The 23,418-nt window shown below is 70.4% G+C and carries 23 protein-coding genes; 20 read left to right on the top strand and 3 right to left on the bottom strand.

Features of this window, described 5'->3' with window-relative positions; all coding sequences use genetic code 11:
* Nucleotides 1-4 precede the first annotated feature (4 nt).
* From FZO89_RS04615 to recO, 8 genes are all read left to right on the top strand, one after another.
* On the top strand, nucleotides 5-1,570 hold the full coding sequence (locus FZO89_RS04615) for a Do family serine endopeptidase (RefSeq protein WP_149102150.1): 1,566 nt from the start codon (nucleotides 5-7) through the stop codon (nucleotides 1,568-1,570).
* A 228-nt stretch (nucleotides 1,571-1,798) separates the two neighbouring features.
* A complete protein-coding gene (gene lepA, locus FZO89_RS04610; protein ID WP_149104037.1) occupies nucleotides 1,799-3,592 on the top strand; it encodes a translation elongation factor 4 in 1,794 nt (597 codons plus the stop codon).
* A gap of 16 nt (nucleotides 3,593-3,608) precedes the next feature.
* Nucleotides 3,609-4,403, top strand: a complete 795-nt coding sequence (gene lepB, locus FZO89_RS04605; protein ID WP_149104036.1) for a signal peptidase I — start codon at nucleotides 3,609-3,611, stop codon at nucleotides 4,401-4,403.
* A gap of 60 nt (nucleotides 4,404-4,463) precedes the next feature.
* Nucleotides 4,464-4,853, top strand: a complete 390-nt coding sequence (locus tag FZO89_RS04600; protein WP_149102149.1) for a DUF4845 domain-containing protein — start codon at nucleotides 4,464-4,466, stop codon at nucleotides 4,851-4,853.
* Nucleotides 4,837-5,517 carry a ribonuclease III gene (gene rnc, locus FZO89_RS04595; protein WP_425480417.1) on the top strand — a complete coding sequence of 227 codons (681 nt, stop codon included), beginning with the start codon at nucleotides 4,837-4,839 and terminating at the stop codon, nucleotides 5,515-5,517. Before FZO89_RS04600 ends, rnc begins: the two co-directional genes overlap by 17 nt.
* A 53-nt stretch (nucleotides 5,518-5,570) precedes the next feature.
* On the top strand, nucleotides 5,571-6,494 hold the full coding sequence (era, locus tag FZO89_RS04590; protein WP_149102148.1) for a GTPase Era: 924 nt from the start codon (nucleotides 5,571-5,573) through the stop codon (nucleotides 6,492-6,494).
* A gap of 43 nt (nucleotides 6,495-6,537) precedes the next feature.
* Nucleotides 6,538-6,687 carry a hypothetical protein gene (locus FZO89_RS18455; protein WP_187471041.1) on the top strand — a complete coding sequence of 50 codons (150 nt, stop codon included), beginning with the start codon at nucleotides 6,538-6,540 and terminating at the stop codon, nucleotides 6,685-6,687.
* 2 nt (nucleotides 6,688-6,689) lie between these two features.
* Nucleotides 6,690-7,448, top strand: coding sequence for a DNA repair protein RecO (recO, locus tag FZO89_RS04585; protein WP_149102147.1), 759 nt, complete (start codon nucleotides 6,690-6,692; stop codon nucleotides 7,446-7,448).
* Here recO and FZO89_RS04580 read toward each other — a convergent pair.
* The gene (locus FZO89_RS04580; protein ID WP_149102146.1) at nucleotides 7,424-8,143 is read right to left on the bottom strand and encodes a response regulator; all 720 of its coding nucleotides are present in this window, start codon (nucleotides 8,141-8,143) and stop codon (nucleotides 7,424-7,426) included. The two genes, recO and FZO89_RS04580, sit on opposite strands and share 25 nt — an antisense overlap.
* A gap of 34 nt (nucleotides 8,144-8,177) precedes the next feature.
* Here FZO89_RS04580 and FZO89_RS04575 point away from each other — a divergent pair, with 34 nt between their 5' ends.
* The 10 genes from FZO89_RS04575 to FZO89_RS04525 all read left to right on the top strand — a co-directional run bounded on the left by FZO89_RS04575 (nucleotide 8,178) and on the right by FZO89_RS04525 (nucleotide 19,681).
* Complete coding sequence (locus FZO89_RS04575) at nucleotides 8,178-10,193, top strand: hypothetical protein (protein WP_149102145.1); 2,016 nt, start codon at nucleotides 8,178-8,180, stop codon at nucleotides 10,191-10,193.
* Nucleotides 10,194-10,260: 67 nt separating this feature from the next.
* On the top strand, nucleotides 10,261-10,863 hold the full coding sequence (locus tag FZO89_RS04570; RefSeq protein WP_149102144.1) for a YdbL family probable chaperone protein: 603 nt from the start codon (nucleotides 10,261-10,263) through the stop codon (nucleotides 10,861-10,863).
* Nucleotides 10,864-10,991: 128 nt separating this feature from the next.
* A complete protein-coding gene (gene rlmD, locus FZO89_RS04565; RefSeq protein ID WP_149102143.1) occupies nucleotides 10,992-12,341 on the top strand; it encodes a 23S rRNA (uracil(1939)-C(5))-methyltransferase RlmD in 1,350 nt (449 codons plus the stop codon).
* A gap of 241 nt (nucleotides 12,342-12,582) precedes the next feature.
* Entirely contained in the window at nucleotides 12,583-13,086 is a 504-nt protein-coding gene (locus FZO89_RS04555; RefSeq protein WP_149102141.1) for a CYTH domain-containing protein, read from the top strand.
* A 205-nt stretch (nucleotides 13,087-13,291) separates the two neighbouring features.
* Nucleotides 13,292-14,299 (top strand): beta-N-acetylhexosaminidase, encoded by a 1,008-nt coding sequence (gene nagZ / locus FZO89_RS04550; protein ID WP_149102140.1) that lies wholly within the window; start codon nucleotides 13,292-13,294, stop codon nucleotides 14,297-14,299.
* A complete protein-coding gene (locus tag FZO89_RS04545; protein WP_149102139.1) occupies nucleotides 14,296-14,865 on the top strand; it encodes a hypoxanthine-guanine phosphoribosyltransferase in 570 nt (189 codons plus the stop codon). Before nagZ ends, FZO89_RS04545 begins: the two co-directional genes overlap by 4 nt.
* An 810-nt stretch (nucleotides 14,866-15,675) precedes the next feature.
* On the top strand, nucleotides 15,676-16,431 hold the full coding sequence (locus tag FZO89_RS04540) for an S-methyl-5'-thioinosine phosphorylase (protein ID WP_149102138.1): 756 nt from the start codon (nucleotides 15,676-15,678) through the stop codon (nucleotides 16,429-16,431).
* A 97-nt stretch (nucleotides 16,432-16,528) separates the two neighbouring features.
* Nucleotides 16,529-16,735, top strand: a complete 207-nt coding sequence (locus tag FZO89_RS04535) for a cold-shock protein (RefSeq protein WP_149102137.1) — start codon at nucleotides 16,529-16,531, stop codon at nucleotides 16,733-16,735.
* A gap of 67 nt (nucleotides 16,736-16,802) precedes the next feature.
* The gene (locus FZO89_RS04530; RefSeq protein WP_149102136.1) at nucleotides 16,803-18,059 is read left to right on the top strand and encodes an FAD-dependent oxidoreductase; all 1,257 of its coding nucleotides are present in this window, start codon (nucleotides 16,803-16,805) and stop codon (nucleotides 18,057-18,059) included.
* Nucleotides 18,056-19,681, top strand: coding sequence for an acyl-CoA dehydrogenase family protein (locus FZO89_RS04525; RefSeq protein WP_149102135.1), 1,626 nt, complete (start codon nucleotides 18,056-18,058; stop codon nucleotides 19,679-19,681). The genes FZO89_RS04530 and FZO89_RS04525 overlap by 4 nt, the downstream gene beginning before the upstream one ends.
* A 19-nt stretch (nucleotides 19,682-19,700) precedes the next feature.
* Here the strand turns inward: FZO89_RS04525 and FZO89_RS04520 are convergent, their stop codons facing one another.
* Nucleotides 19,701-20,405 carry a glutathione S-transferase family protein gene (locus tag FZO89_RS04520; RefSeq protein ID WP_149102134.1) on the bottom strand — a complete coding sequence of 235 codons (705 nt, stop codon included), beginning with the start codon at nucleotides 20,403-20,405 and terminating at the stop codon, nucleotides 19,701-19,703.
* A gap of 102 nt (nucleotides 20,406-20,507) precedes the next feature.
* Here FZO89_RS04520 and FZO89_RS04515 point away from each other — a divergent pair, with 102 nt between their 5' ends.
* Complete coding sequence (locus FZO89_RS04515) at nucleotides 20,508-21,395, top strand: LysR substrate-binding domain-containing protein (RefSeq protein WP_149102133.1); 888 nt, start codon at nucleotides 20,508-20,510, stop codon at nucleotides 21,393-21,395.
* 3 nt (nucleotides 21,396-21,398) lie between these two features.
* Here the strand turns inward: FZO89_RS04515 and FZO89_RS04510 are convergent, their stop codons facing one another.
* Nucleotides 21,399-22,175, bottom strand: coding sequence for an isocitrate lyase/PEP mutase family protein (locus tag FZO89_RS04510; RefSeq protein WP_149102132.1), 777 nt, complete (start codon nucleotides 22,173-22,175; stop codon nucleotides 21,399-21,401).
* 152 nt (nucleotides 22,176-22,327) lie between these two features.
* On the opposite strand from FZO89_RS04510, the gene FZO89_RS04505 reads away from it, so the two are divergent.
* Entirely contained in the window at nucleotides 22,328-23,155 is an 828-nt protein-coding gene (locus tag FZO89_RS04505) for a helix-turn-helix domain-containing protein (RefSeq protein ID WP_149102131.1), read from the top strand.
* Nucleotides 23,156-23,418 lie beyond the last annotated feature (263 nt).

Raw genomic sequence — 23,418 nt, 5'->3', positions numbered from 1 at the left:
CCCGATGAAAACCCCGGTGCCTGCCTTCGTCCTCATCCTGCTCGCGTCCGCGGCGACCACCGCCGTGGTACTGCCGATCGCCACCGCGCAGACGGCTCCCGATGCCGGCCCCGCGGCGGCGCCGCTCGCAGCCCAGCCGACCGCAGTGCCCGCCAGCCCGCTGGTCACCGGACTCCCGGACTTCACCCGCCTGGTCGAACAGGTCGGCCCGGCGGTGGTGAAGATCGACACCACGATGGGCGGCCGCCGTGCTGCCGCCCGGGGCGCACAGACGCCTGACGAGGCTTTCCCGGGCGATGAGCAGATCCCCGAGATCTTCCGCCGCTTCTTCGGACCCGGTTTCCAGATGCCCGGGCCCGGCGGCCAGGGCCCTGCGCCGCGCGGGCGCGCGATGGGCACCGGCTTCCTGATCTCCGACGACGGCTACGTGCTCACCAACCACCACGTCATCGACAATGCCGACGAGGTCACGGTGACGATGAGCGACCTGCGCGAGTTCACCGCCAAGGTGGTGGGGAGCGACGAGCGTTCGGACGTTGCGTTGCTGAAGATCGACGGCGAGGGGCTGCCGGTGCTGCGCACCGCCAATGGATCGGCGGTCAAGCCCGGGCAGTGGGCGGTGGCGATCGGCTCGCCGTTCGGGCTCGAGCAATCGGTCACCGCCGGCATCGTCAGCGCGGTCGGCCGCAGCAATCCCTACGCCAACCAGCAGTACGTGCCCTTCATCCAGACCGACGTCGCCATCAACCAGGGCAATTCGGGCGGCCCGCTGCTCAACACCGCTGGCGAGGTGATCGGCATCAACTCGCAGATCTTCAGCAATTCCGGCGGCTACATGGGCGTGAGCTTCGCGATCCCGATCGACGTGGCGATGAACGTGGTCGGGCAGCTGAAGGAAACCGGGCGGGTGCAGCGCGGGCAGCTGGGCGTGGTGTTCTCGCGCTCCGCCATCACGACCGAGCAGGCGCGCGGCTTCGGCCTGCCCGATACGCTCGGTGCGCTGGTCACCGAGGTGGTGCCGGACAGCGCGGCGGACAAGGCCGGCATCGAGCCGGGCGACGTGATCCGCAGCGCCGATGGCATCGCGATCCGCCAGCCCAGCGACCTGCCGCCGATCGTCGGCAACAAGGTCCCGGGCACGAAGATGAAGATCGGCGTGCTCCGCGAGGGTCGCGAGCGCACGTTCGACGTGACCCTGAGCGAACTCGACGAGGGTGCGGTGGCGGACGCCGGTGCGGCGCGGCCCGGCGCTCCCTCGGGGGCGCCTTCGGCCGGCGCTAACGCGCTGGGCCTGGTCACGCAGGATCTCACCGACGCGCAGCGGCGCCAGCTTGGCCTGGATGCGAACGAAGGCGTCGGCATCGCCCGTGTCGAGGGCATGGCGGCGCGCGAGGCAGGGCTCTCGCCCGGTGACGTGGTGCTGCGCGTGGGTCGCAAGCCTGTCGGCAGTGCCGCCGCGCTGGCGCGTGAACTGCGCGATGTGGAGCCGGGCCAGACGGTCATGCTGCTGGTGCGCAGCCCCGGCGGCGGCAGCCGCTTCGTCGCGATCACGCCCGACGCGGACGAGTGAGCCGGGGCGGGTGCCGGCCCACCCCTCGGTTCGCCAGCCATCGGCGGGTCGTGCCGTCGGCATCCGGGGCGGCCTCGTCGTCGCGGCACGGCTGCGGGGCCGGGCATGTCTCGCCCCCGTGCCGCGGCCCGCGCATGACCTCCGGGCGGCAGGCCGGGGCCCGCCCTATGCGATAATCCCGCGTTGTCCCGAAGACTGCGCGGCCCCCGCATCCCTATGTCCGATCCGATGCGGCTGATCCGCAACTTCTCCATCATCGCCCACGTCGACCACGGCAAGTCGACCCTGGCAGACCGCATCATCCAGCTCTGCGGCGGGCTCCAGGCCCGCGAGATGGAGGCGCAGGTGCTCGACTCGAACCCGATCGAGCGCGAGCGCGGAATCACCATCAAGGCGCAGTCGGTGTCGCTGCCGTACACGGCCGCCGACGGCAATACCTACCAGCTCAACTTCATCGATACCCCGGGCCACGTCGACTTCAGCTACGAGGTCAGCCGCTCGCTGGCCGCGTGCGAGGGCGCGCTGCTGGTGGTGGACGCCGCCCAGGGCGTGGAGGCGCAGTCGGTCGCCAACTGCTACACCGCGGTCGAGCAGGGCCTGGAAGTGGTGCCGGTGCTCAACAAGATCGACCTGCCCACCGCCGACATCGAACGCGCCAAGGCAGAGATCGAGGCGGTGATCGGCATCGACGCCACCGATGCCATCGCCGTCAGCGCGAAGACCGGCCTGAACGTCGGCGACGTGCTCGAGGCGATCGTCCATCGCATCCCGCCGCCGGTGCCGCGCGACACCGACAAGCTGCAGGCGCTGATCATCGACTCGTGGTTCGACAACTACCTCGGCGTGGTGTCGCTGGTGCGGGTGATGCAGGGGGAGATCGCACCCGGCAGCAAGATCCTGGTGATGTCGACCGGGCGCACGCACCAGGTGGACAAGGTCGGCGTGTTCACGCCCAAGCGCAAGGAACTGAAGAAGCTCGGCGCCGGCGAAGTGGGCTGGATCAACGCCTCGATCAAGGACGTGCACGGCGCGCCGGTCGGCGACACGCTGACCCTGGCCGCCGACCCCGCGACGAAACCGTTGCCGGGCTTCCAGGAGATGCAGCCGCGGGTGTTCGCGGGCCTGTTCCCGGTCGACGCGGAGGATTACCCCGACCTGCGCGAGGCCCTGGACAAGCTGCGCCTCAACGACGCCGCGCTGCGCTTCGAGCCGGAGAGCTCCGAGGCGATGGGCTTCGGTTTCCGCTGCGGCTTCCTGGGCATGCTGCACATGGAGATCGTGCAGGAGCGGCTCGAGCGCGAGTACGACCTCAACCTCATCAGCACCGCGCCGACCGTGGTCTACGAGGTGCTGTTGACCGACGGCGAGGTGATGCCGCTCGACAACCCGGCCAAGCTGCCGCCGGTGAACAAGGTCGAGGAGATCCGCGAGCCGATCATCCGCGCCAACATCCTCACCCCGCCGGACTACGTCGGCAACGTCATCACCCTGTGCGAGGAGAAGCGCGGCAGCCAGGTCGGCCTGCAGTACCTCGGCAGCCAGGTGCAGATCAGCTACGAACTGCCGATGGCCGAGGTCGTGCTCGACTTCTTCGACCGCCTCAAGTCGGTCAGCCGCGGCTATGCCTCGCTCGACTACCACTTCCTGCGCTTCGACGCCGGCCCGTTCGTGCGCGTGGACACGCTGATCAACGGCGACAAGGTCGATGCGCTGTCGATCATCGTCCACCGCACCCACGCCGACCGCCGCGGACGCGAACTGACCGAGCGGATGAAGGAGCTGATCCCGCGCCAGCAGTTCGACGTGGCGATCCAGGCGGCGATCGGTTCGCAGGTCATCGCCCGGACCACGGTCAAGGCGCTGCGCAAGAACGTGCTGGCCAAGTGCTATGGCGGCGACATCAGCCGCAAGAAGAAGCTTCTGGAGAAGCAGAAGGAAGGCAAGAAGCGGATGAAGCAGGTGGGCCGCGTCGAGATCCCGCAGGAGGCGTTCCTCGCGGTGCTGCAGGTGGACAACAAGTAGGGGATGGCGTGACATGATGAAATGGTTCGAGGTCGCGCTGGTCGTCCTGACCTTCGCCACGGGCATTACCTGGCTGCTGGACAGGCTGTTGTTCGCCAGGCGGCGCGCGCGGCGCGGCGGGTTGCTCGAGCAGAAGGAGCCGGTCGTCGTCGATTACGCGCGGGCGTTCTTCCCGGTGCTGTTCTTCGTGCTGATCCTTCGCAGCTTCATCGCCGAGCCGTTCCGGATCCCGTCCAGCTCGATGATGCCGACCCTGCTGGTCGGCGACTTCATCCTGGTCAACAAGTTCACCTACGGCATCCGCCTGCCGATCAACAACCGCAAGGTGATCGCGCTGGGCGAGCCCGAGCGCGGCGACGTGGTGGTGTTCCGTCCGCCGCACCATCCCGACCAGGACTGGATCAAGCGCGTGGTCGGCCTGCCGGGCGACGTCGTGGCTTACCGCGACAACACGGTCTACGTGAACGGCGAACCGTTCGCCTACGGCCCGCCGCGCGAGTATGTCGGCGTCGGCCGCGGCCACGAGATGACCGGAGCCGGCCTTCTGGAGGAAACCATGCCGGGACGGACCCACCAGGTCCTCGAGACCCGGCGCCCCGGCGGATTCGACCCGGGCGAGGGCGAGTGGCGCGTGCCGCAGGGCGAGTATTTCGTGATGGGCGACAACCGCGACCGCAGCGACGACAGCCGGTTTTGGGGTACGCTGCCCGAAAGCCAGCTGCGCGGCAAGGCGTTCCTGGTGTGGATGAACCTCGACTCCAGCGCGCCGGGCTGGGTCGACTGGAGCCGGATCGGCGGCAGCATTCCGTAGGGCCGGGCGGAGGCTGTCATCGCGGGGCCGGCGACATTGGGATCAACGGGGGATCGAGGCATGAAGACGCGTCGCAAGCAGGGCGGCATCACGTTGCTGGGGTTCATCATCGTCGCGGGCGTGGTGGGCTTCTTCCTGTTCATCGGGTTCAAGCTTTTCCCGATGTACTCCGAGTACTACTCGGTCAAGTCCGCACTGAAGAGTCTTGCCGCCGAACCTGGCGTAGGCAACTACCCGCCGGCGAGGATCCAGGACCTGTTCTTTCGCCGTCTGAACATCAGTTACTCGGCACACGTGAAAAAGGAACACGTCAAGATCCAGCGCGTGGACAACGGCTGGCAGATGGACGTGAAGTACGAAGTCCGCGAGCCGCTGGTGGCGAACCTCGATGCAGTAGGTCGGTTCGAGGCCACGCAGATGCTGACCGGCACCGGTGCCGACCCCAACTGACCTGGCCGTCCAAGGCTTCGCGGGACATGTCTTCGCGCAGCCAGCGCTGCTCGGACAGGCCCTCACCCATCGCAGCGCGGGCGCGCCGCACAACGAGCGCCTCGAGTTCCTCGGCGACGCGCTGCTCGGGCTGATCGTCGCCGAGGCGCTGTACGCACGCTGGCCCAAGGCCGACGAGGGCTCGCTCACGCGCGCACGCGCCGAACTGGTGCGCGAATCCTCCCTGGCCGCGGTCGCCAGGCGGCTGCAGGTCGGCGAGCGGCTGGTCCTGGGGCCGGGCGAGATGAAGTCGGGCGGGCACCGCCGCGACTCGATCCTTTCCGACGCCCTGGAAGCGGTCATCGCCGCGATCTACCTCGATGCGGGCTTCGACACCTGCCGCCGCATCGTATTGCCCTGGTTCGAGGAGGCGGTGTCGGCGGTCCCGGCCAGCAAGGTCGGCAAGGACGCCAAGACCCGCCTGCAGGAGTGGCTGCAGGCGCGGCAGAAGCCCCTGCCACAGTACGTGCTGCGATCCGAAGCCGGCGAGGAACACGCCCGCGTGTTCGTGGTGGCCTGCGTGCTGTCCGACCCGGCGATGTCGGGGGAGGGCGAAGGGGGCTCGCGCCGCGCCGCCGAGCAGGTGGCCGCCGAGGCGGTGCTGCGCCAGCTGCCCGGCGGCTGAGCCGGCGCTCGCACCGATTTGCCCTGGCCCCGTCCGCGCGCGGACAATGCGGCATGAGCAACGAAACGCATCGGGCCGGGCATGTCGCGGTCATCGGCCGGCCGAACGTCGGCAAGTCGACCCTGGTCAACGCGCTGGTCGGGGCCAATCTCAGCATCGTCTCCAACCGGCCGCAGACCACGCGCCACCGCCTGCTCGGGATCGCCACCGTGCCCGGCGGCCAGATCGTGCTGGTCGATACCCCGGGCCTGCACCGCGACGACGGCAAGCGCGCCTCCACCGCGCTCAACCGGGTGCTCAACCGCGCCGCGCGCGGCGCGATCGAGGGCGTCGACGCCGCCGCCCTGGTGGTCGAGGCCGGGCGCTGGGACGACGAGGACACCCTGGCCTACGACACCCTGCGCGCCAGCGGCCTGCCGGTGGTGCTGGTGGTCAACCAGGTCGACCGGGTCGCCGACAAGTCGAGCCTGCTGCCCTACCTGCAGCGGGTCAACGAAGGGCGCGAGTTCGCGGCGGTGCATCCGGTGTCCGCGCTCAAGCGCCAGGGCCTGGAGCCGCTGGTCGCCTCGCTGCTGGCGCAACTGCCCGTGCAGCCGGCGCTGTACGGCGAGGACGAACTCACCGACCGCAGCCAGCGCTTCCTCGCCGGCGAACTGGTGCGCGAACAGCTGATGCGCCAGCTCGGCGCCGAACTGCCCTATGCCACCACGGTGGAGATCGAGTCGTTCACCGAGGAGCCCTCGCCGAAGGCCGGCGTGATGTACCGCATCGGCGCGGTGATCTGGGTCGAGCGCGAGGGCCAGAAGGCGATCGTGATCGGCAAGGGCGGCACCCGCCTGCGCGACATCGGCAAGCGCGCGCGCGAACGCATGGAGCAGCTGTTCGACGCCAAGGTGTTCCTGCAGACCTGGGTGCGCGTGCGCGAGGGCTGGTCGGACGACGAATCCGCGCTGCGCAGCCTCGGATACGGCGACTGAGATCCGCCCAGGAGCGCGCCGGGCGATGCGACACGAAGCGACCATGACGCCCGAAGGCCACCCCTGCGGCAAGCTGCGGGTACCAGGTCTGGCCGGGGCGCCGCAGGCCTCGAACGACTGCAGGCCCGGCCGGCGTGCGCCCGGCCCGACGACGACCGGCAGCCGGGTCGTCGCCGCGTTCGCCGACCGCTGACGGTGCGCTACACGGGCGAACGCGGCTACGTCCTGCATGCGCGGCCGTGGCGCGAGACCAGCCTGCTGGTCGACCTGCTCAGCGAATCGCATGGACGCCTCGGCCTGGTCGCGCGTGGCGTGCGCGGACCGAGGAAACAGGCCCAGTTCGCGGCACTGCAACCGTTGCAGCACGTGCGCATCGAGGCCGTGCAGCGCGGCGAGCTGGCCCAGCTGACGTCGGTGGAAGCGATCGATGCTGCGCCGCCGTTGCCGGGCCATGCCGCGCTCGCCGCGTTCTACGTCAACGAGCTGGTCCTGCGCCTGGCGCCGCGGCAGGATCCGCATTCCGCGCTCTACGTGCTTTACGGCGAAGTGCGCGCGCGGCTGCACGATGCCGCCGACCTGGCGTGGACCCTGCGCCGTTTCGAACGCGACCTGCTGGACGCGCTCGGGGTCGGATTCGACTGGGCGCGCGACGGCGACGGCGGCGACATCGATCCCGCGGCCCGCTACCGGCTGGACCCGGAGCACGGGCCGCGGCGCGTGCTCGGAGAACGCGTCGGCGAGTCCCGCGGGCGCTACGCCACCGGCAGCGCGCTGATCGCGCTCGGAGACGACCGCAAGCCCGATCCGGCCGATCTCGACAGCCTCCGCCGCGCGATGCGCGACGTACTGGCACAGCACCTGGGACCCCGCGGGCTGAAATCCTGGGAGCTGGCGGCGGACCTCGCCCGGCTGGCCGCGCGCCGCCGCGGTCAGGACGAAGAAAGCGTGTCCTGAACCGCGGTCAGGAAGCCCTGCAGCGCCGCGTCCGACGCCGGCGCTTCACGCAATCGCACCGCCGCCGCGTCCAGCCGCGCCGCGCCGACGAAGCCGCAGCCGGCGCGCAGCCGGTGCAGGGTGCCGTTGAGAGCGCCCACATCACCGCGGCTGGCAGCGGAGGCCACCGCGTCGCGCGTCGCCGGCAGTTCGGCGATGAACAGTGCGCGCAGCGCCGCGACATTGCCGGCATCGCCGGCGAGTGCCGCGAGCGCCTGTGCCTGGTCCCATACCGGCATGGCGCGCGCGTCGGTGGGCGTTTCGCCCTCCGTCGCGACGACTTCCGCGCCCCCCTCGTCGGCGAGGGCAAGCCGCAGCGCGTCCGTCCAGGCGCCGGCCGGAAGCGGCTTGGCGAGGGTGCTGTCGAAGCCGGCGGCGAGCAGGGCGGCATGTTCGGCGCGCTCGCGCGAGGCCGTATGCGCGATCGCCGGCGTGGACAGCCCGCGTTCGCGCAGTTCCCGCAGCAACTCGCTGCCGCTGCCGTCGGGCAGGTGCGCGTCGATCAGCCACAGCGCATGCGCGTGGCGGGTGGCGAGCTCCCGGGCTTCGGCCACGCTGCCGGCGAGATCGACCAGGGCCGGCAAGGCCTCGGTCGCGGCCAGGAGGAAGGCGCGGCTGGTGGGGTCGTCCTCGACCAGCAGGATCCTGGGGTTCATCGTCGCCTCCCTGCGCAGCGGATATGCTCGGCCGATGCCTGCCCGCATCTTAACCCTGTTGCTGATGGCGCTCGCCGCCTGCCAGGTCCAGGCACGTACCGCAACCGCGAGCATCGCCACGATCCGGGCGCCGGGAGTCGAACTTCGCGACGTGCGGGTGCGGCTGCATTGGCCCGCCGGCGCGACAAGCGGCGAGTTGCGGGTCGAGGCCGCGCGGATCGAGGCGGATGCGCTGGGTTATCGCTACGAAGACGTGCGCTGGCAGTGCCCGCTCGCACGTGCCGATGACGATGCCTGGCGGTGCGCCGGGCCGCTGCGTGGGCAGGCGGGCGCGCCGATGCACCTGTCCGTGGACCTGTCGTCCGCGCGCACGGACGCGGTGCTCTCGCAGCGCGGCGCGCGCCTGGCCGTGCACCGCAACGCCGCGGCGCCCGATGCCACGCAGCTGCGGCTGGAGCGGGTGCCGCTGGCATGGGCGCAAGCCCTGCTCGCGCAAGCGTGGGCCGCGGGTCGGCTTGATGCGGGCGTGGCCGACGGTGCGATCGCGCTGCACACGCCGGCCGACCGGCCACTGCGTGTCGAAGGCAGGCTCGCGCTGACGGGCGTGGCGCTGGAATCGCAGGACGCCAGCGTCGCCGTCGGCGACATCGACGGCAGCATCGTATTCGACTATCGGCAGCCCGACGGCGCCGGCGCGCTGGTGGCGATCGAGGGCGACCTGCGCGACGGCGAAGTGCTGGTGGGCAACACCTATCTCGCGCTGGGCGCGCGACCGGTCCGGTTCGCCGTCGATGCCCGCCAGTTGCCGGGCGGCGGATGGGCCATGCCGCGGCTCGCGTGGCAGGACGCGGACACGTTGTCGGTCGAGGGCAGCGCCGGGCTGGCGGCCGATGGCGGCCTGCGGCAGCTGGAACTGGACGCGCGCAGCCAGGCGCTGGGTGCGCTGCCCGAGCGGTACCTGTCGGGCTGGCTCGGCCTCGCGGGGCTGTCCGGCCTGCAGCTCGCAGGATCGGCGGGGCTGCGGCTGCGGGTCGACGCGGGCGAAGTCGTGTCGTTCGACGCCGACTTCGATGCGGTCGACGTGCACGATCCGCAGCAGCGTTTCCGCATCGACGGCCTGCACGGCACCCTGCGCCACGCTTCCGGGGCCGCCGTGGAGAGCGAACTGCGATGGCGTGACGGTGCCCTCTACGACCTCGCCTTCGGTCCGATCCGCCTGCCGATGCGCAGCGAAGCGGGCACCCTGCGCCTGCGCGAAGCGGCGGACCTGGCGATGCTCGGTGGCAAGGTGCGGCTCGACGGGTTCACCCTGCAACCGCCGCGAGCCGGGTCCGGGCTGCGTCTGGGCTTCGGCCTGGAACTCGAGGCGCTCGATCTGGGCCAGCTCGCGCAGGCACTGGGCTGGCCGGCGTTCCGCGGCACGCTCGGCGGAAGCATTCCGAGCGCCCGCTATGCGGATGAGCGGCTCGAGTTCGACGGCGGCCTGTCGATGCAACTGTTCGAGGGCCGCGTCGACGTGGGCGCCCTGGCGATGGAGCGTCCGTTCGGCGTCGCCCCGACGCTCTCGGCCGATCTTTCGCTGCACGATCTCGACCTGCTCGGCATCACCGAAGTGTTCGACTTCGGCAGCATCACCGGCCGCCTGCATGGCCGCATCGACGACCTGCGCCTGGTCGACTGGACCGCCACCGCCTTCGATGCCGAGCTGCACACGCAGCCGCGCGCCGGCGTGCGCCAGCGCATCAGCCAGCGCGCGGTGCAGGACATCTCCAGCGTCGGCGACGCCTCGTTCGTGAGCAGCCTGCAGGGGCGCCTGATCGGCCTGTTCGACGATTTCGGCTATCGCCGCATGGGGATCGGTTGCCGGCTGGCGAACGAGGTCTGCCGGATGTCGGGCCTGCATTCAGCGGGCGAGGGCTTTACTATCGTCGAAGGCGCGGGCGTGCCGAAGCTGCAGGTGGTCGGATTCAACCGCGACGTCGATTGGCCGACGCTGGTGGAACGCCTGGCCGCAGTGGCCTCCGGCGACGTCGCGCCGGTGGTGGAATGACAGGGCCGTCGCGAGTCGGCCATTCAAGCAAGCAAGAGAAGAACGCCAACGCTAACGGGAGCCTCGCATGCGTCGCCTGATGGGAATGCCGATCCTCTTCGCGCTGGCGCTGTGCGCCTGCGTCACCATCAACGTCTATTTCCCCGCCGCCGAGGCGCGCGAGGCGGCCCGCGAGTTCGTCGAGAACGTGATCGGCGACGAGGTCGAGCAGGAATCCCCGGAATCGACGCCGCCGGGTGACGGCGGCATGGCCCTGCGCCAGCCGCGTTTCGATCCGTGGATGCTGCTCGGCATCGGCTCGGCGCAGGCGCAGTCGCAACCCGACATCAGCATCCGCACGCCGGCGATCCAGGCGATCCAGTCGCGCATGGAATCGCGCTTCAACTCGACCCTGCGCCCGCATTTCGATTCCGGCGCGCTCGGCTTCGCGGGCGACGGCACGGTGGTGGTGCGCGACGCGTCGAAGCTGGCGATCAAGGACCGGGTCGCGGTCAATGCCGCGGTCGCCGACGACAACCGCGACCGTAAGGCGGTGTACCGCGAGATCGCGGTCGCCAACGGCCATCCGGAGTGGGAATCGCAGATCCGCGACGTATTCGCCCGGCAGTGGATCGCGAGCGCGCGTCCCGGCTGGTGGTACCAGCAGGGCGGGGCCTGGAAGCAGAAGTAGCCGCGCGAGCGACGGCCGGCCATGCGCCGGCCGGCACCCGGCGATGCGAGTTGCGGGCCGTCGTGCAACGGCCCGGAAAAGCCTGTTTCTGCGACAATGCGCGGCCCCGCACGCAGCCCTGACGCCACGTGGCCCGGATCGACCAGACCCCGTTCGAACTCGAGATCCTCGACCTGAGCCACGACGGCCGCGGCGTCGCACGTCGCGAAGCCGGGCATGCGAACGCCGGCAAGACCGTGTTCGTGGCCGGCGCGCTGCCAGGCGAGCGGGTGCTGGCGAAGCAGGTCGCGCGCTCGCGGCATTTCGACGAGGCCGACACGCTGCAGGTGCTGCAGGCCTCGTCCGACCGCGTGCTGCCGCGCTGCGCGCATTTCGGCGTGTGCGGCGGCTGCGCGCTGCAGCATCTCGACGAGTCGCGGCAGATCATGGCCAAGCAGCGCGTGCTGCTGGAGAACTTCGAGCGCATCGGCCATGTCTCCCCCGGCGAAGTGCTGCCGCCGCTGACCGGTGGGGCCTGGCACTACCGGCGCAAGGGCCGGTTCTCGGTGCGCCGGGTGGAGAAGAAGGGCAAGACCCTGGTCGGCTTCCGCGAACGCGATCCGCGCTTCGTGGCCGACCTGCGGGAATGCCATACCGTGGTCCCGGCCGTGGCTGCGCTGATCGTGCCGCTGTCGACGCTGGTCGATGCATTGCAGGCACGGCGCGAGATCCCGCAGATCGAGTTCATCGTCGGCGACCCGACCCCCGGTGTCGACGGCGTGGCGCTGGTGCTGCGCCACTTGCAGCCGCTGTGCGAGGCGGATCTCGAGGCGTTGCGCGGGTTCGCCGAGCGCAACCGCGTGGCGATGTACCTGCAGCCCGGGGGCGTGGATTCGGTGCGTCCGCTGTGGCCGGCGCAACCCGCGCTGTCGTTCCGGCTGGAACCGTGGAACGTGACGCTGGCCTTCCGGCCGCTGGATTTCATCCAGGTCAACGCCCGGCTCAACGAAGCGATGATCGCGCGTACCTTCGAACTGCTCGACCTGCGGGCCGGCGACCGCGTGCTCGACCTGTTCTGCGGCCTCGGCAACTTCACCCTGCCGATGGCGCGTATCGCGGCGGAGGTGGTGGGCGTGGAGGGCGAGGCGGCCCTGGTGGCGCGGGCACGGGAGAACGCGGCGCTCAACGGGCTGGACAACGCGACTTTCCACCCGGCGGATCTCACCCGGGACCAGCGCGGCACGTCCTGGATGCGCCAGGGGTTCGACAAGCTGCTGCTCGACCCGCCGCGTTCGGGCGCGATCGAGGTGCTCAGGCAGCTGCCGCTGGAACGCTTCGGCCGCATCGTGTACGTCAGCTGCCATCCCGGCTCGCTCGCGCGCGATGCCGGCTACCTGGTCAACGAGCTCGGCTGGACCCTGCGCAGCGCCGGCGCGATGGACATGTTCCCGCAGACCGCGCACGTGGAATCGATCGCCTTGTTCGAGAAGAAGCCGTGATTGGTGATTGGTGATTCGGAAGAGCGCGGCGTGCCACCGGATCCGTCGGACCGCAGTTGACCTTCTTCCTTTCCTTGCGAAGAAAATCGGACTCACTCGCCGGCAACGAACGCTGCGTATGCTCTGACGAATCCCGAATCCCGAATCCCGAATCCCGAATCCCGAATCCAGAATCCAGAATCCAGAATCCAGAATCCCGAATCCAGAATCCAGAATCCAGAATCCAGAATCCCGAATCCCCATGCCCCTCGAAATCGAACGCAAGTTCCTGGTCTCCGGCGATGGCTGGCGTGCACAGGCGCATGCGGTCCTGCCGATCGCGCAGGGCTACCTCAACACCATCGGCTCGCTCGAACATGGCGGTCAGAAGGTCTCGGTACGTGTCCGCATCCAGGGCGAGGCGGCCTTCCTCAACCTGAAGTCGCGCGAGTCCGGCCATACCCGGCAGGAGTTCGACTATCCGATCCCGCTCGACGATGCGCGTGCGCTGCTTGCCCTTTGCGTGGCCGGCGTGATCGACAAGCGCCGGCACCTCGTGCACCACGAAGGCCACCTGTGGGAGGTCGACGAGTTCCTCGGCGATAACGCCGGCCTGGTCGTCGCGGAGATCGAACTCGCGCGCGCCGACGAGGCCTTCGCCGCGCCCGCCTGGGTCGGACGGGAGGTGACCGACGAACCGCGCTACTACAACCTCGCGCTGGCCTCGCGTCCGTATGCGCGATGGGACGTCGCGGAGCGGGGCTGACCGCCGCCGGAGCCGATGCAGGCGGTGAGGGGCCCGGGCAGCACGAGCCGGGAAAGCGAGCCCTGCGCCCGCGGCTGGTGAAGCATCCGTTCCGGAGGATCGGCTCCGTGCGGTGGCGAAGGGTGCGCCCGCGCCGCGCCCGCAACCCGGCCATCTGCGACAATGCCGCCCGTGCGCAGCCGCGCACGCGATGGAGACCCCAGGGATGCTCGTGATCGGCGTTGCCGGCATGGAACTCACCGCGCAGGAGCGCGAGTGGCTGCAGAACGATGCCTGCGCGGGCGTCATCCTGTTCAAGCGCAACTTCAGTTCGAGATCGCAGGTGATGGACCTGTGCGCCGCGATCCGCGAGGCGGCGCCGCGCCCGGTGCTGATCTGCGTCGACCAGGAAGGCGGCCGCGTGCAGCGCTTCCGCGAAGGGTTCAGCGACCTGCCGCCGCTCGACGGCTTCGGCCGCCTGTATGCGCAGGATCCGGACGCCGCGCTGAAGCTGGCCGAGGAACACGCCTGGCTGATGGCCAGCGAGATCCGCGCCACCGGCGTCGACCTGAGCTTCGCGCCGGTGGTCGATGTCGGCCACGGCAACCTCGCGATCGGCAACCGCGCGTTCTCGGACGATCCCCGGGTCGTCGCCGAGTTCACGCGCGCCTACGTGCGCGGCATGCACGCTGTGGGCATGGCCGCCACGCTCAAGCATTTCCCGGGGCACGGCACGGTGCGCGAGGACACGCACTTCGACGATGCCGTCGACGACCGTCCGCTCGACGCGATCCGGGCGCACGACCTGGTGCCTTTCGTGGCCGGGATCGAGGCCGGCGCCGACGCGGTGATGCTGGCGCATGTCGTGTATCCGCAGGTTGCGCCGGAACCGGCCGGCTATTCGCCGTTCTGGATCAACGACATGTTGCGCGGAGAGATGGGTTTCCGCGGCGTGGTGTTCTCGGACGACATCGGCATGGCCGCCGCGTTTTCCGCCGGCGGGATCAAGGCCCGCGTCGACGCGCACCTGGACGCGGGCTGCGACGTCGTGCTGGTCTGCCATCCGGAACTGGTCGACGAATCGCTGGCGGCGGTCAGGGATCGCAAGCTCAACACCATGGCCCTGGTCGGGTTGCTCGGCCGTGGTGGCCTGGGCTGGGATGGCCTGCTGGCCGACGCCCGCTACAGCGGCACGCAAGCACAACTCGCGACCCGACTGGGACAGACCGCATGAACGTGCCGAGGCTCTCCGACGTGCTCGACAGCGCCGAGCTTATCCACGATCGCGACGCGCTGGAAGACGCGATCGAGGAGATGGCCGACGCCATCTGTCCCGAGTACGTCGACGACGAGCTGCCGCCGCTGTTCATCACCGTCATGCATGGCGGCCTGCCGTTCGCCGCGCAGCTCGCGTTCGCGCTCGGCGAACGCGGCCTCGACCTGGAATTCGATTACCTGCACGCCACCCGCTACCGCGGCAACACCACCGGCTCCGGCCTGGCCTGGCTGCACCGGCCGGCGACGCCGATGCGCGGCCGCCGCGTGCTGCTGGCCGACGACATCCTCGACGAGGGCCACACGCTCAAGGCGGTGAAGTACTGGTGCGAGGACCAGGGCGCGGCCGACGTGCGCGTCGCGGTGCTGGCGACCAAGGCGCACGACCGCTGCGTGGAGGGCATCTGCGCCGACTACGTGGGCGTGGAAGTTCCCGACCGCTACGTGTTCGGGTTCGGGATGGATTTCCATGAGCAGGGGCGGAATCTGCCGGGGATTTATGCGTTGGGGGATGTGGGGGAGTAGTGGCTGCTGATGGTGTGCTGCTGCTTTTGTCGCAAATTCTGACCTGACCTGACCTGCGCTCGCCGGAGCGGGCGTTTGACCGTTCTGGGCGCGGCTGCATTCTCGTGAGAGGCAACAGCTTTCGCTCGCCTTGCGGCGAGCGAGTTCATTTCTTTTGATGAGCGTCAAAAGAAACGAACCAAAGAAAAACGCTTTCCCCGCAAGTGCACAAGCTCGCGATCTGGCCCGATGACGGAATTCTTCGACACGGCATCCATGCCGTGGCGAAAAAGGCGCGCGTCCTGCGCGCCGCCCTCCGGGTTACCGACCCACGCAGGCGCATCACTTTCGAAAAGCGCGGAACGCGCGTCTTCGCCTCGCCAGTCGGGAGGCGATAAGACGCTTTTGGCAAAGGGAGTCCTTGTGTTGAATCATCGCCGTCCCTGCAGAGACAGAAGCGTTACATGCAGCGCTTGTTGTGGAATCGCCTGCAGAACTCACCAGACCCGGAGGGCGCCGCACAGGATGTGCGGCGTTTTCCGACCGAGCCATGGATGGCGAGTCGGAAAATCTCGATCCTGTGTCAGCCGCGAGCTTGTGCCTTTGCGGGGAAAGCGTTTTTCTTTGGTTCGTTTCTTTTGGCGCTTTCCAAAAGAAATGAACCCGGCCGCCTCAGGCGGACGGAAGCTCTTGAGTAACGAATTCTGGCGAAACAAGCGACTTGTGCCGCCGAACGATCCGATGCGGTCAGGGCACGAACATTCCGCCACATGAGTGTCCTTCGCGATGCGGCTGTATCCTCCCCGAACCACCAAATCGCTCTCCAACCCCATGAACCCCGCTCCCTCCCTCGCCGTCATCGGCGGCACCGGCCTCTACGCGCTCGCCGACCTGCAGGACGTCGAGACCCACCAGCCGGTCACCCGCTACGGCGCGCTGTCCGGGCCCGTGCGGGTCGGCACGCTCGACGGGCGGCGGGTCGCGTTCCTCGCGCGCCATGGCGAGGGCCATTCGGTGCCGCCGCACCAGGTGAACTACCGCGCCAACCTCGCCGCGCTGCAGGCGCTGGGCGCGACCCGGGTGCTGGCGCTCAATACCGTCGGCGGCATCACCGAACGCTTCGCCCCGCGCGTGCTGGCGTGCCCCGACCAGCTGATCGACTACACCTGGGGGCGCGTGTCCACGCTCTGCGAGGAGCCCGGCACGGAGGTGCTGCACGTCGATTTCGGCGACCCCTACACGCCGGCGCTGCGGCGCCGCGTGCTCGAAGCGGCGCAGGTCGCCGGCGTCGTGCTCGTCGACGGCGGCTGCTACGGCGCCACCCAGGGTCCGCGTCTGGAGACGAAGGCCGAGATCGCGCGCCTGCGCCGCGACGGCTGCGACCTGGTCGGCATGACCGGAATGCCCGAAGCGGGGCTCGCGCGCGAACTGGGACTCGAATACGCCTGCCTCGCGATCGTCGCCAACTGGGCGGCCGGCGCGGGTCCGGATCCGGACGAAGCGATCACCCTGCAGGACGTGCTCGACAACGTCGCCGCGGCCTCCTCCGGGGTGCCGGCGCTGGTGTCCGCGCTGCTGACCGGGTGATTGCATCGACCCGGCGGGCTTTGCATACTCGGCGGGCCCCGCCGGACGCCTTGCAAGCCCGGCCGGGCGCCACCAGCCATCACGAGGTTCGCGAGTCATGCAATACGGCACAGTGAAGTGGTTCAACGACGCCAAGGGGTTCGGGTTCATCGCGCCGGAAGACGGCACCGCCGATGTCTTCGTCCACTACTCGGCGATCGACTCGAAGGGGTTCCGCAGCCTGCAGGAAGGCCAGCGGGTCCAGTACGAAGTCACCCAGGGTCCGAAGGGTGCGCAGGCGGCAGGGGTGCAACCGGTCGTCTGACCATGTCGGCAACGGAATTTTCCGGCCCCGCCCTGGCGGGGCTTTTTTCTGCGCGCGGGACGGTCGCATGAAGCGCCTGCGCATCGCGATCGTCGGCTACGGCAGCGCCGGCCAGTGCGCGGCGGTGCTGCTGTCGCGCGACGGGCATGCGGTGGAAGTGTTCGAGCGGGTGCCGGTGCCCGGGCCTGTCGGCGCCGGCTTCCTGCTGCAGCCCAGCGGCCTGCAGGTGCTGTGGCGGATGGGGCTGCTGGCGCGGGTGCTGGAGCATGGCGCGGTGGTCGAGCGCCTGTTCGGCGACACGCCCTGCGGGCGCGCGGTCATGGACATGCGCTACGCCACGCTCGATCCGCGACTGGCGGGGATCGGGCTGCAGCGTGGCACCCTGTTCTCGATCCTGGCCGACGCATTCGACGGACATGGGGACGTGCGTGCGGGCATGCGCATCGTCGCGCTGGACGACGACGGACGCACGCTGTGCGACGACACCGGCGCACGCCACGGCCCCTACGACCTGGTGGTCGTGGCCGACGGCGCGGGCTCGCTGCTGCGCTCGCGGCTCGGACGCGTCCGGCTCGACCAGCCGTATCCCTGGGGCGCGTTGTGGTGCCTGTTGCCGGCCTCCGGCTGGCCGCACCTGCGTCAGCTGCGGCAGCGCTACGTCGCCGCGCGCAGGATGATAGGGCTGCTGCCGGTGGGCACGCGCCCCGGAGACGCCATGCCGAGGCTGGGCTTCTTCTGGAGCCTGCCGATCGCGACGTTCGACGCCTGGCGCGATGCTGGCCTCGATGCGTGGAAGGCCGAGGTGCAGGGCATCTGGCCGGAGATCGCGCCGCTGGTCGATGCGATCGCCACGCCCGCGCAATTGGCGCGCGCCAGCTATCGCGATGCGGTGCTCACGCAATGGCATCGCGGCAGTGCCGTGCTCATCGGCGACGCCGCGCATGCGATGAGCCCGCAGTTGGGGCAGGGCGTGAACATGGCGCTGCTGGATGCGATGGCGCTGGCCGATGCGTTGCGGTCCGGCGACCCGCTGCCGGACATGCTGGCCGCGTTCCAGCGCGAGCGCGTCCGCCACGTGGCCATCTACCAGCGGTGGAGCCGCTGGCTGACGCCGATGTTCCAGTCCGGGCACGACAGCGTGGCGAAGCTGCGCGATCTCGCGCTGCTGCCGGCCGGCAGGCTCCCGCTGGGCAGAACGCATATGCTGCGGGTGCTGAGCGGCACCCAGCAGGGCCTGTTCGGCCGGATCGCGCTCGACGAAGGCTTCGTCGACGCGCTGGCCGATGGCGTGCGCCGCCGCGACCAAGGGAGGATCGCGTCATGACCGGATCTGCCACCCACGAGGTCTCCAACCAGCCACCGGAATTCGGCCCGCGCGACCTGTGGCGCGACGATGTGGTGCTGCGCGAGGCCCTGGCGCGCGAAGGCGGTGCGGCGTTCGCCGACCGGGTCGCGGCGTATGGCGCGCTCGCCGGCGGCGACCTGCTCGCGTGGTCGTACGATGCGCATCGCGACCGTCCGCGCCTGCGCACGCACGACCGCGGCGGCCATCGCATCGACACGGTCGAGTTCCATCCGCATTACCACCGGGTGATGGAGGCCGCGATCGGACACGGCGTCGCCGGCCTGTCGTGGGCGCAGCCGGTACCCGGCGCGCATGTCGCGCGCGCGGCGCTGGGCTACCTGCACTACCAGGCCGAACCGGGCAGCAGTTGCCCCCTGACCATGACCCATGCGGCGGTGCCGGTGCTCGCACGCGCGCCGGCCCTGCATGGCTGGGTGGAGAAGGTGGCCGCCTGCCGCTACGACCCGCGCGACCTGCCGATGGCGGACAAGGCCGGCGTCACCGTCGGCATGGGCATGACCGAGAAGCAGGGCGGCAGCGACGTGCGCGCCAACACCACGACCGCGACACCGTTGCCCGGGGGCGACGAGTACCTGCTGCGCGGCCACAAGTGGTTCTTCTCCGCACCGATGAGCGACGGTTTCCTGGTGCTGGCGCAGGCGCCAGGCGGGCTGACCTGCTTCCTGCTGCCGCGGCGCCTGCCGGGCGGCGAGCTCAACGGCTTCCGCCTGATGCGGCTGAAGGACAAACTCGGCGACTGGAGCAACGCCTCGTCGGAGATCGAGTTCGATGCCGCGCGTGCGCACCGCATCGGCGACGAGGGGCGCGGCGTGGCCACCATCATCGGGATGGTGATGCTGACCCGGCTCGACTGCATGCTCGGCTCGGCCGGGCTGATGCGGATGGCGCTGGCGCAGGCGCTGCACCACTGCCGGCACCGGCATGCCTTCGGCAAGGCGCTGGCCGATCAGCCGCTGATGCGCAACGTGCTGGCCGACCTCGCGCTCGAGTCCGAGGCAGCCACGGCGCTGGCGATGCAGGTGGCGCATGCGGTGGATACCGCGCCGCGCGATCCGGCGCAGGCCGCGTTCGCCCGCATCGCCACCGCGATCGGCAAGTTCTGGATCTGCAAGCGCGCACCGGGCTTCGTCAACGAGGCGCAGGAATGCCTGGGGGGCGCCGGATACGTCGAGGAATCGCTGCTGCCGCGCCTGTACCGGCAGGCGCCGCTGAACTCGATCTGGGAAGGCAGCGGCAACATCCAGTGCCTGGACGTGCTGCGCGCGCTGGCGCGCGATCCGGCGACCGGTGAGGCGCTGCTGGCGCGCCTGGAGCCGGCGGCGGGCATCGACGCCGGCTTCGATGCCGCGCTCGCGGCCCTGCGCGCGGACCTGGCAAGGCCGGCCGCCGAGGCCGATGCGCGCCGGCGTGTGGCGGACATGGCGCTGCTGCTGCAGGCCGCCGTGCTGCTGTGCGCCGGATCTCCCGCCGCGGCGACGTTCTGCCGCAGCCGGCTCGGCGGCGCGCGCGGGCTGGTCTTCGGCCTGCTGCCCGACGACGCACCGGCGGGCGACCTGCTCGCCCGGGCCTGCCCGGGCTGAGCGGGGAACCCGCCGGCGCTCACGCCTCGACGCGCAGCTCGCCCAACGCCTGTTCCAGCGTCACGTGGCCCAGGAACCCGCCGCCACCGGCCGGGGACTCGCCGCGTTCGATGGCGTGGGCGAAGACCACGGCGGGATCGGCCTGCAGCCTGTCGAACAGGCGCTGCACGCGGGGATGGTCCTTGCGGTCGACGACATCGTGATACTTGGTCCAGCGTGCGATGCCGGCGAAGTAGGCGTCGGCCAGCGAGCGGCGGTCGCCCAGCAGCCATTCGCGCTCGCCGAGCATGGCCTCGAGCTGGGCGTGCGCCAGCGCCACCTGGTCTCGGCCGTACCCGCGCAGCGCGGCCTCGTCCGCTTCGGGCAACGCGTGATCGACCAGGTGCCACAGCGGCGCGAACGCGTTGAAGAAGGTGGTGTTGAGCCACGCCAGCATGCGGTTGAGGCGGTCGAAATCGCGCGTGCCCTGGGCGAAGCCGAGGCCGCGGTCGATGCCGGAGGCGGCGATGTGGTTGAGGATGGCCACGCTCTCGCTGAGCGCGGCGCCCTCCGCGGTCAGCAGGGCGGGCGTTTCCAGCACCGGGTTGATGCGGCGGAAGGCCTCGGTGAAGCCTTCGGGCATGGCGATGCGGCACAACCGGTAGGGTCGGCCCAGCCATTCCAGGGCGACGAGGGCGCCGAACGAGCAGCCGGAGGGCACGCCGTAGAACAGGATCGGGGACATGGCATCGGGGAGAAGTGGAGGAGCGGCCACGGTACCGGCGTGGACTTCGACCCGGTAGTCGGCGATAAATGGACTTATCGTCCATGAATGCAGACATTGCCAATGAACCCCAACGACCTGCTGTTGTTCGCCGCCGCGGTCGAACACGGCGGTTTCGCTGCGGCTTCGCGACAGCTCGGCGTCCCCAAGTCGACGATCAGCAAGCGCGTGGCGCAGCTCGAGGCCGCGCTCGGCGTGCGCCTCATCCAGCGCACCTCGCGCAGCTTCCAGCTGACCGAGGTCGGACGCGATTTCCACGAGCATGCGCGGGCGGCCCGGATCGAGATGGAGGCCGCCGAAGACGTGGTGCGCCGGCGCGTCGCCGAGCCCAGCGGAACGGTCCGCCTCACCGCGTCCATGCCGGTGGCGCAGGGGCTGCTCGCCGGCCTGCTGCCGCGGATCGCGGCCCGATATCCGCAACTGCGGCTGGATCTCGACGTGACCGACCGCTTCGTCGACCTGGTGCAGGAGGGTTACGACCTCGCGGTGCGCAGCCATTTCGCGCCCTTGCCCGATTCCGGCCTCGTGCAGCGGCCGCTGCATGTGGAGCCGGTGGTGCTGGTCGCCGCGCCGGGCTACCTGTCCGCGCGCGGCGAACCACGAACGCCGGAGGACCTGCAGTCGCACGACGGCGTGCTGGTCGGCAGCCATGCGCGGGAATGGGCCCTCGATGACCGCAACGGCCGCCGCGTGCGGGTCGCGCCGCGTCCGCGGATGACGGCGAACGAATCGGTGGTGCTGCTGTCCGCGGCCGCGCACGGCCTGGGCATCGCGCCGTTGCCCGCGCCCATGTGCCGCGACGCGATCGCGTCCGGTGCGTTGCGGCGCGTGCTGCCCGACTGGCAGGCGGGCGAGGTGACCACCACCGTGGTGATGCCGCACCGGCGGGGGATGCTGCCGGCGGTACGCGCGGTGCTCGATCACCTGGTGGCGCACGCGGCGCCGGAGTGAGCTTCAGGCGTCGATCGCTGCCGCCTGCCTGGCCGCCTGTGCGAGCGCGCCCATCGCCGCGAGATAGGGCCCGGGGCCATGGCTGACGCGCGCCACGCGCAGCGCGGCGAGGCGCGACAGCGACGGCGTGCCCGGACCCGCCATGACGTTGACCGGCAGCGGCGAGGCCTGCACCAGCATGGCGATCAGCGCGTCGTCGGCCAGTCCCGGCACGAACAGGCCATTCGCCCCTGCTTCTGCGTATGCCCGTGCGCGCTCGAGCGCGCGTTCGACCATCGCCGCGTCGTGCGCGTCCGGCGGCGACTGCAGGAACACGTCGGTACGCGCATTGACGAACAGCGGCACGCCTGCGGTCTCCGCTGCCGCGCGTGCCTGCGCCAGGCGCGCGGCCTGGTCCGCGATCCCGCGCAGGCCACCGCCCGCGGGATGGCTGTCCTCGAGGTTGCAGCCCACCGCGCCCGCTTCGATCGACCGGGCGACGGTGACGCCCACCTCCTCGGCCGTTTCGCCATAGCCGCCCTCGAGGTCGACCGTGACCGGCAGCGTGGTCGCCGCGACGATCCGCGCGAGGTTGTCCAGCGCCAGCGCCAGCGGCATGCGCTCGCCGTCGGCGTAGCCGTGGGCCGCGGCCACCGACCAGCTGCCGGTGGCGATCGCGTGCGCGCCCGACTCCGCCACCGCGCGAGCGCTGCCCGGGTCCCAGGCGTTGTACAGCACCAGCGGCTGCGCGCCGGCGTGCAGCGAACGGAACAGAACGGCCTTGTCGACTTGCGTGCCCATGCATCGCTCCCGGGAAGTGGATGGTGTGTGGTGGCTGTGGTGCGGCGGAAGATTGTTCGATCGGGGGCATGGCGGCAATGACGCGCACGGTCATGCCGGCATGACCCCGCAGGTCATGGCGCGCCGGAACACGCGCGGCTTATGCTCGGGGCATGCAGAGCAGCCGTGTCCGCCAGGCCGATCCCGCAACCGCCGCGCCGGTGGGGACGCTGCTGCGCGAATGGCGCGCCGCGCGACGCGCCAGCCAGCTCGACCTCGCGCTGTCGGCGGGCATCTCCACCCGCCATCTGAGCTGCATCGAGACCGGCAAGGCGCAGCCGGGCCGGGAACTGCTGGCGCGCCTGGCCGACGCGCTGGAGATGCCGCTGCGCGAACGCAATGCGCTGCTGCTGGCCGCTGGCTACGCGCCGGCGTATCCGGAAAGCGCGTTGCATGCGCTGTCGCTGGCGCGGATCGACCAGGCGATCGACGCGATCCTCGCGCAGCAGGAACCGTACCCCGCGTTCCTGATCAACCGGCACTGGGACGTGCTGCGGGAAAATGGCGCCGCCGCGCGCGTGAACCGCGCCGTGCTCGGAAGCGACAGCGCCCACCGCAACATCATGCGCCAGTTCTTCGACCCGGCCGCCCTGCGCCGCGCCATCGTCAACTGGGAAGAGGTGGCCGGCGAACTGGTGCACCACCTGCACGATCGGGTTGCCGCCGCGCCGACCGACGACAGCGCGCGTGCGCTGCTCGACGAGATGCTCGCCTATCCCGGGGTTCCGGCGCGCTGGCGCCTGCGCGACCTGTCGCGCGCACCGTCGCCGCTGCTGACCACGCAGCTCCGCTGCGGCGACGGCATGTTGCGGTTCTTCTCCACGATCACCACGTTCGCGATGCCGCGCGATGTCACCCTGGACGAGCTGCACATCGAATGCTGTTTCCCGGTGGACGAGGACACCGCTGCGCATTGCCGGGCGTTGGCGCGCGCGGCTTGAGCTCCTGCGCGGCGCGGCGGGATGGCCTGATTCGCCCCGCGCAGCGCAGCCATGCGCTGCTTTTCCGCAACCCGCGAGCCGGAACGCCCATAGGCCATCATTGGCGCGGCTTCGATGGAGTTGGCCATCGGGCCAACGCGGCTAGAGCAACTGTGAGCCGCGCCAGGACGCGGCGTCGATCCGAAGTCGGGACAGGGAGTTCTCCGTCGCCGATCACTTCTCCCTCATAGGGGAGAAGAGCCAAAAATGAGGACCCATGCCGG

It is taken from the genome of Luteimonas viscosa (assembly GCF_008244685.1).
Classification (GTDB): Bacteria; Pseudomonadota; Gammaproteobacteria; order Xanthomonadales; family Xanthomonadaceae; genus Luteimonas; species Luteimonas viscosa.
The sequence above is the reverse complement of the archived record's forward strand: the minus strand, read 5'-3'. Positions and strand labels throughout refer to the sequence as shown.

Bases quoted from the DNA above. Each gene is read 5' to 3' on its own strand.
- FZO89_RS04555 (WP_149102141.1), top strand. From the start codon at position 12,583: ATGCCCCTCGAAATCGAACGCAAGTTCCTGGTCTCCGGCGATGGCTGG.
- FZO89_RS04515 (WP_149102133.1), top strand. From the start codon at position 20,508: ATGAACCCCAACGACCTGCTGTTGTTCGCCGCCGCGGTCGAACACGGC.
- FZO89_RS04530 (WP_149102136.1), top strand. From the start codon at position 16,803: ATGAAGCGCCTGCGCATCGCGATCGTCGGCTACGGCAGCGCCGGCCAG.
- FZO89_RS04545 (WP_149102139.1), top strand. From the start codon at position 14,296: ATGAACGTGCCGAGGCTCTCCGACGTGCTCGACAGCGCCGAGCTTATC.
- FZO89_RS04505 (WP_149102131.1), top strand. From the start codon at position 22,328: ATGCAGAGCAGCCGTGTCCGCCAGGCCGATCCCGCAACCGCCGCGCCG.
- FZO89_RS04535 (WP_149102137.1), top strand. From the start codon at position 16,529: ATGCAATACGGCACAGTGAAGTGGTTCAACGACGCCAAGGGGTTCGGG.
- era (WP_149102148.1), top strand. From the start codon at position 5,571: ATGAGCAACGAAACGCATCGGGCCGGGCATGTCGCGGTCATCGGCCGG.
- FZO89_RS04575 (WP_149102145.1), top strand. From the start codon at position 8,178: ATGCCTGCCCGCATCTTAACCCTGTTGCTGATGGCGCTCGCCGCCTGC.
- FZO89_RS04615 (WP_149102150.1), top strand. From the start codon at position 5: ATGAAAACCCCGGTGCCTGCCTTCGTCCTCATCCTGCTCGCGTCCGCG.
- lepA (WP_149104037.1), top strand. From the start codon at position 1,799: ATGCGGCTGATCCGCAACTTCTCCATCATCGCCCACGTCGACCACGGC.
- FZO89_RS04570 (WP_149102144.1), top strand. From the start codon at position 10,261: ATGCGTCGCCTGATGGGAATGCCGATCCTCTTCGCGCTGGCGCTGTGC.
- FZO89_RS04580 (WP_149102146.1), bottom strand. From the start codon at position 8,143: ATGAACCCCAGGATCCTGCTGGTCGAGGACGACCCCACCAGCCGCGCC.
- FZO89_RS04520 (WP_149102134.1), bottom strand. From the start codon at position 20,405: ATGTCCCCGATCCTGTTCTACGGCGTGCCCTCCGGCTGCTCGTTCGGC.
- FZO89_RS18455 (WP_187471041.1), top strand. From the start codon at position 6,538: ATGACGCCCGAAGGCCACCCCTGCGGCAAGCTGCGGGTACCAGGTCTG.
- FZO89_RS04510 (WP_149102132.1), bottom strand. From the start codon at position 22,175: ATGGGCACGCAAGTCGACAAGGCCGTTCTGTTCCGTTCGCTGCACGCC.
- FZO89_RS04540 (WP_149102138.1), top strand. From the start codon at position 15,676: ATGAACCCCGCTCCCTCCCTCGCCGTCATCGGCGGCACCGGCCTCTAC.
- lepB (WP_149104036.1), top strand. From the start codon at position 3,609: ATGAAATGGTTCGAGGTCGCGCTGGTCGTCCTGACCTTCGCCACGGGC.
- FZO89_RS04600 (WP_149102149.1), top strand. From the start codon at position 4,464: ATGAAGACGCGTCGCAAGCAGGGCGGCATCACGTTGCTGGGGTTCATC.
- FZO89_RS04525 (WP_149102135.1), top strand. From the start codon at position 18,056: ATGACCGGATCTGCCACCCACGAGGTCTCCAACCAGCCACCGGAATTC.
- nagZ (WP_149102140.1), top strand. From the start codon at position 13,292: ATGCTCGTGATCGGCGTTGCCGGCATGGAACTCACCGCGCAGGAGCGC.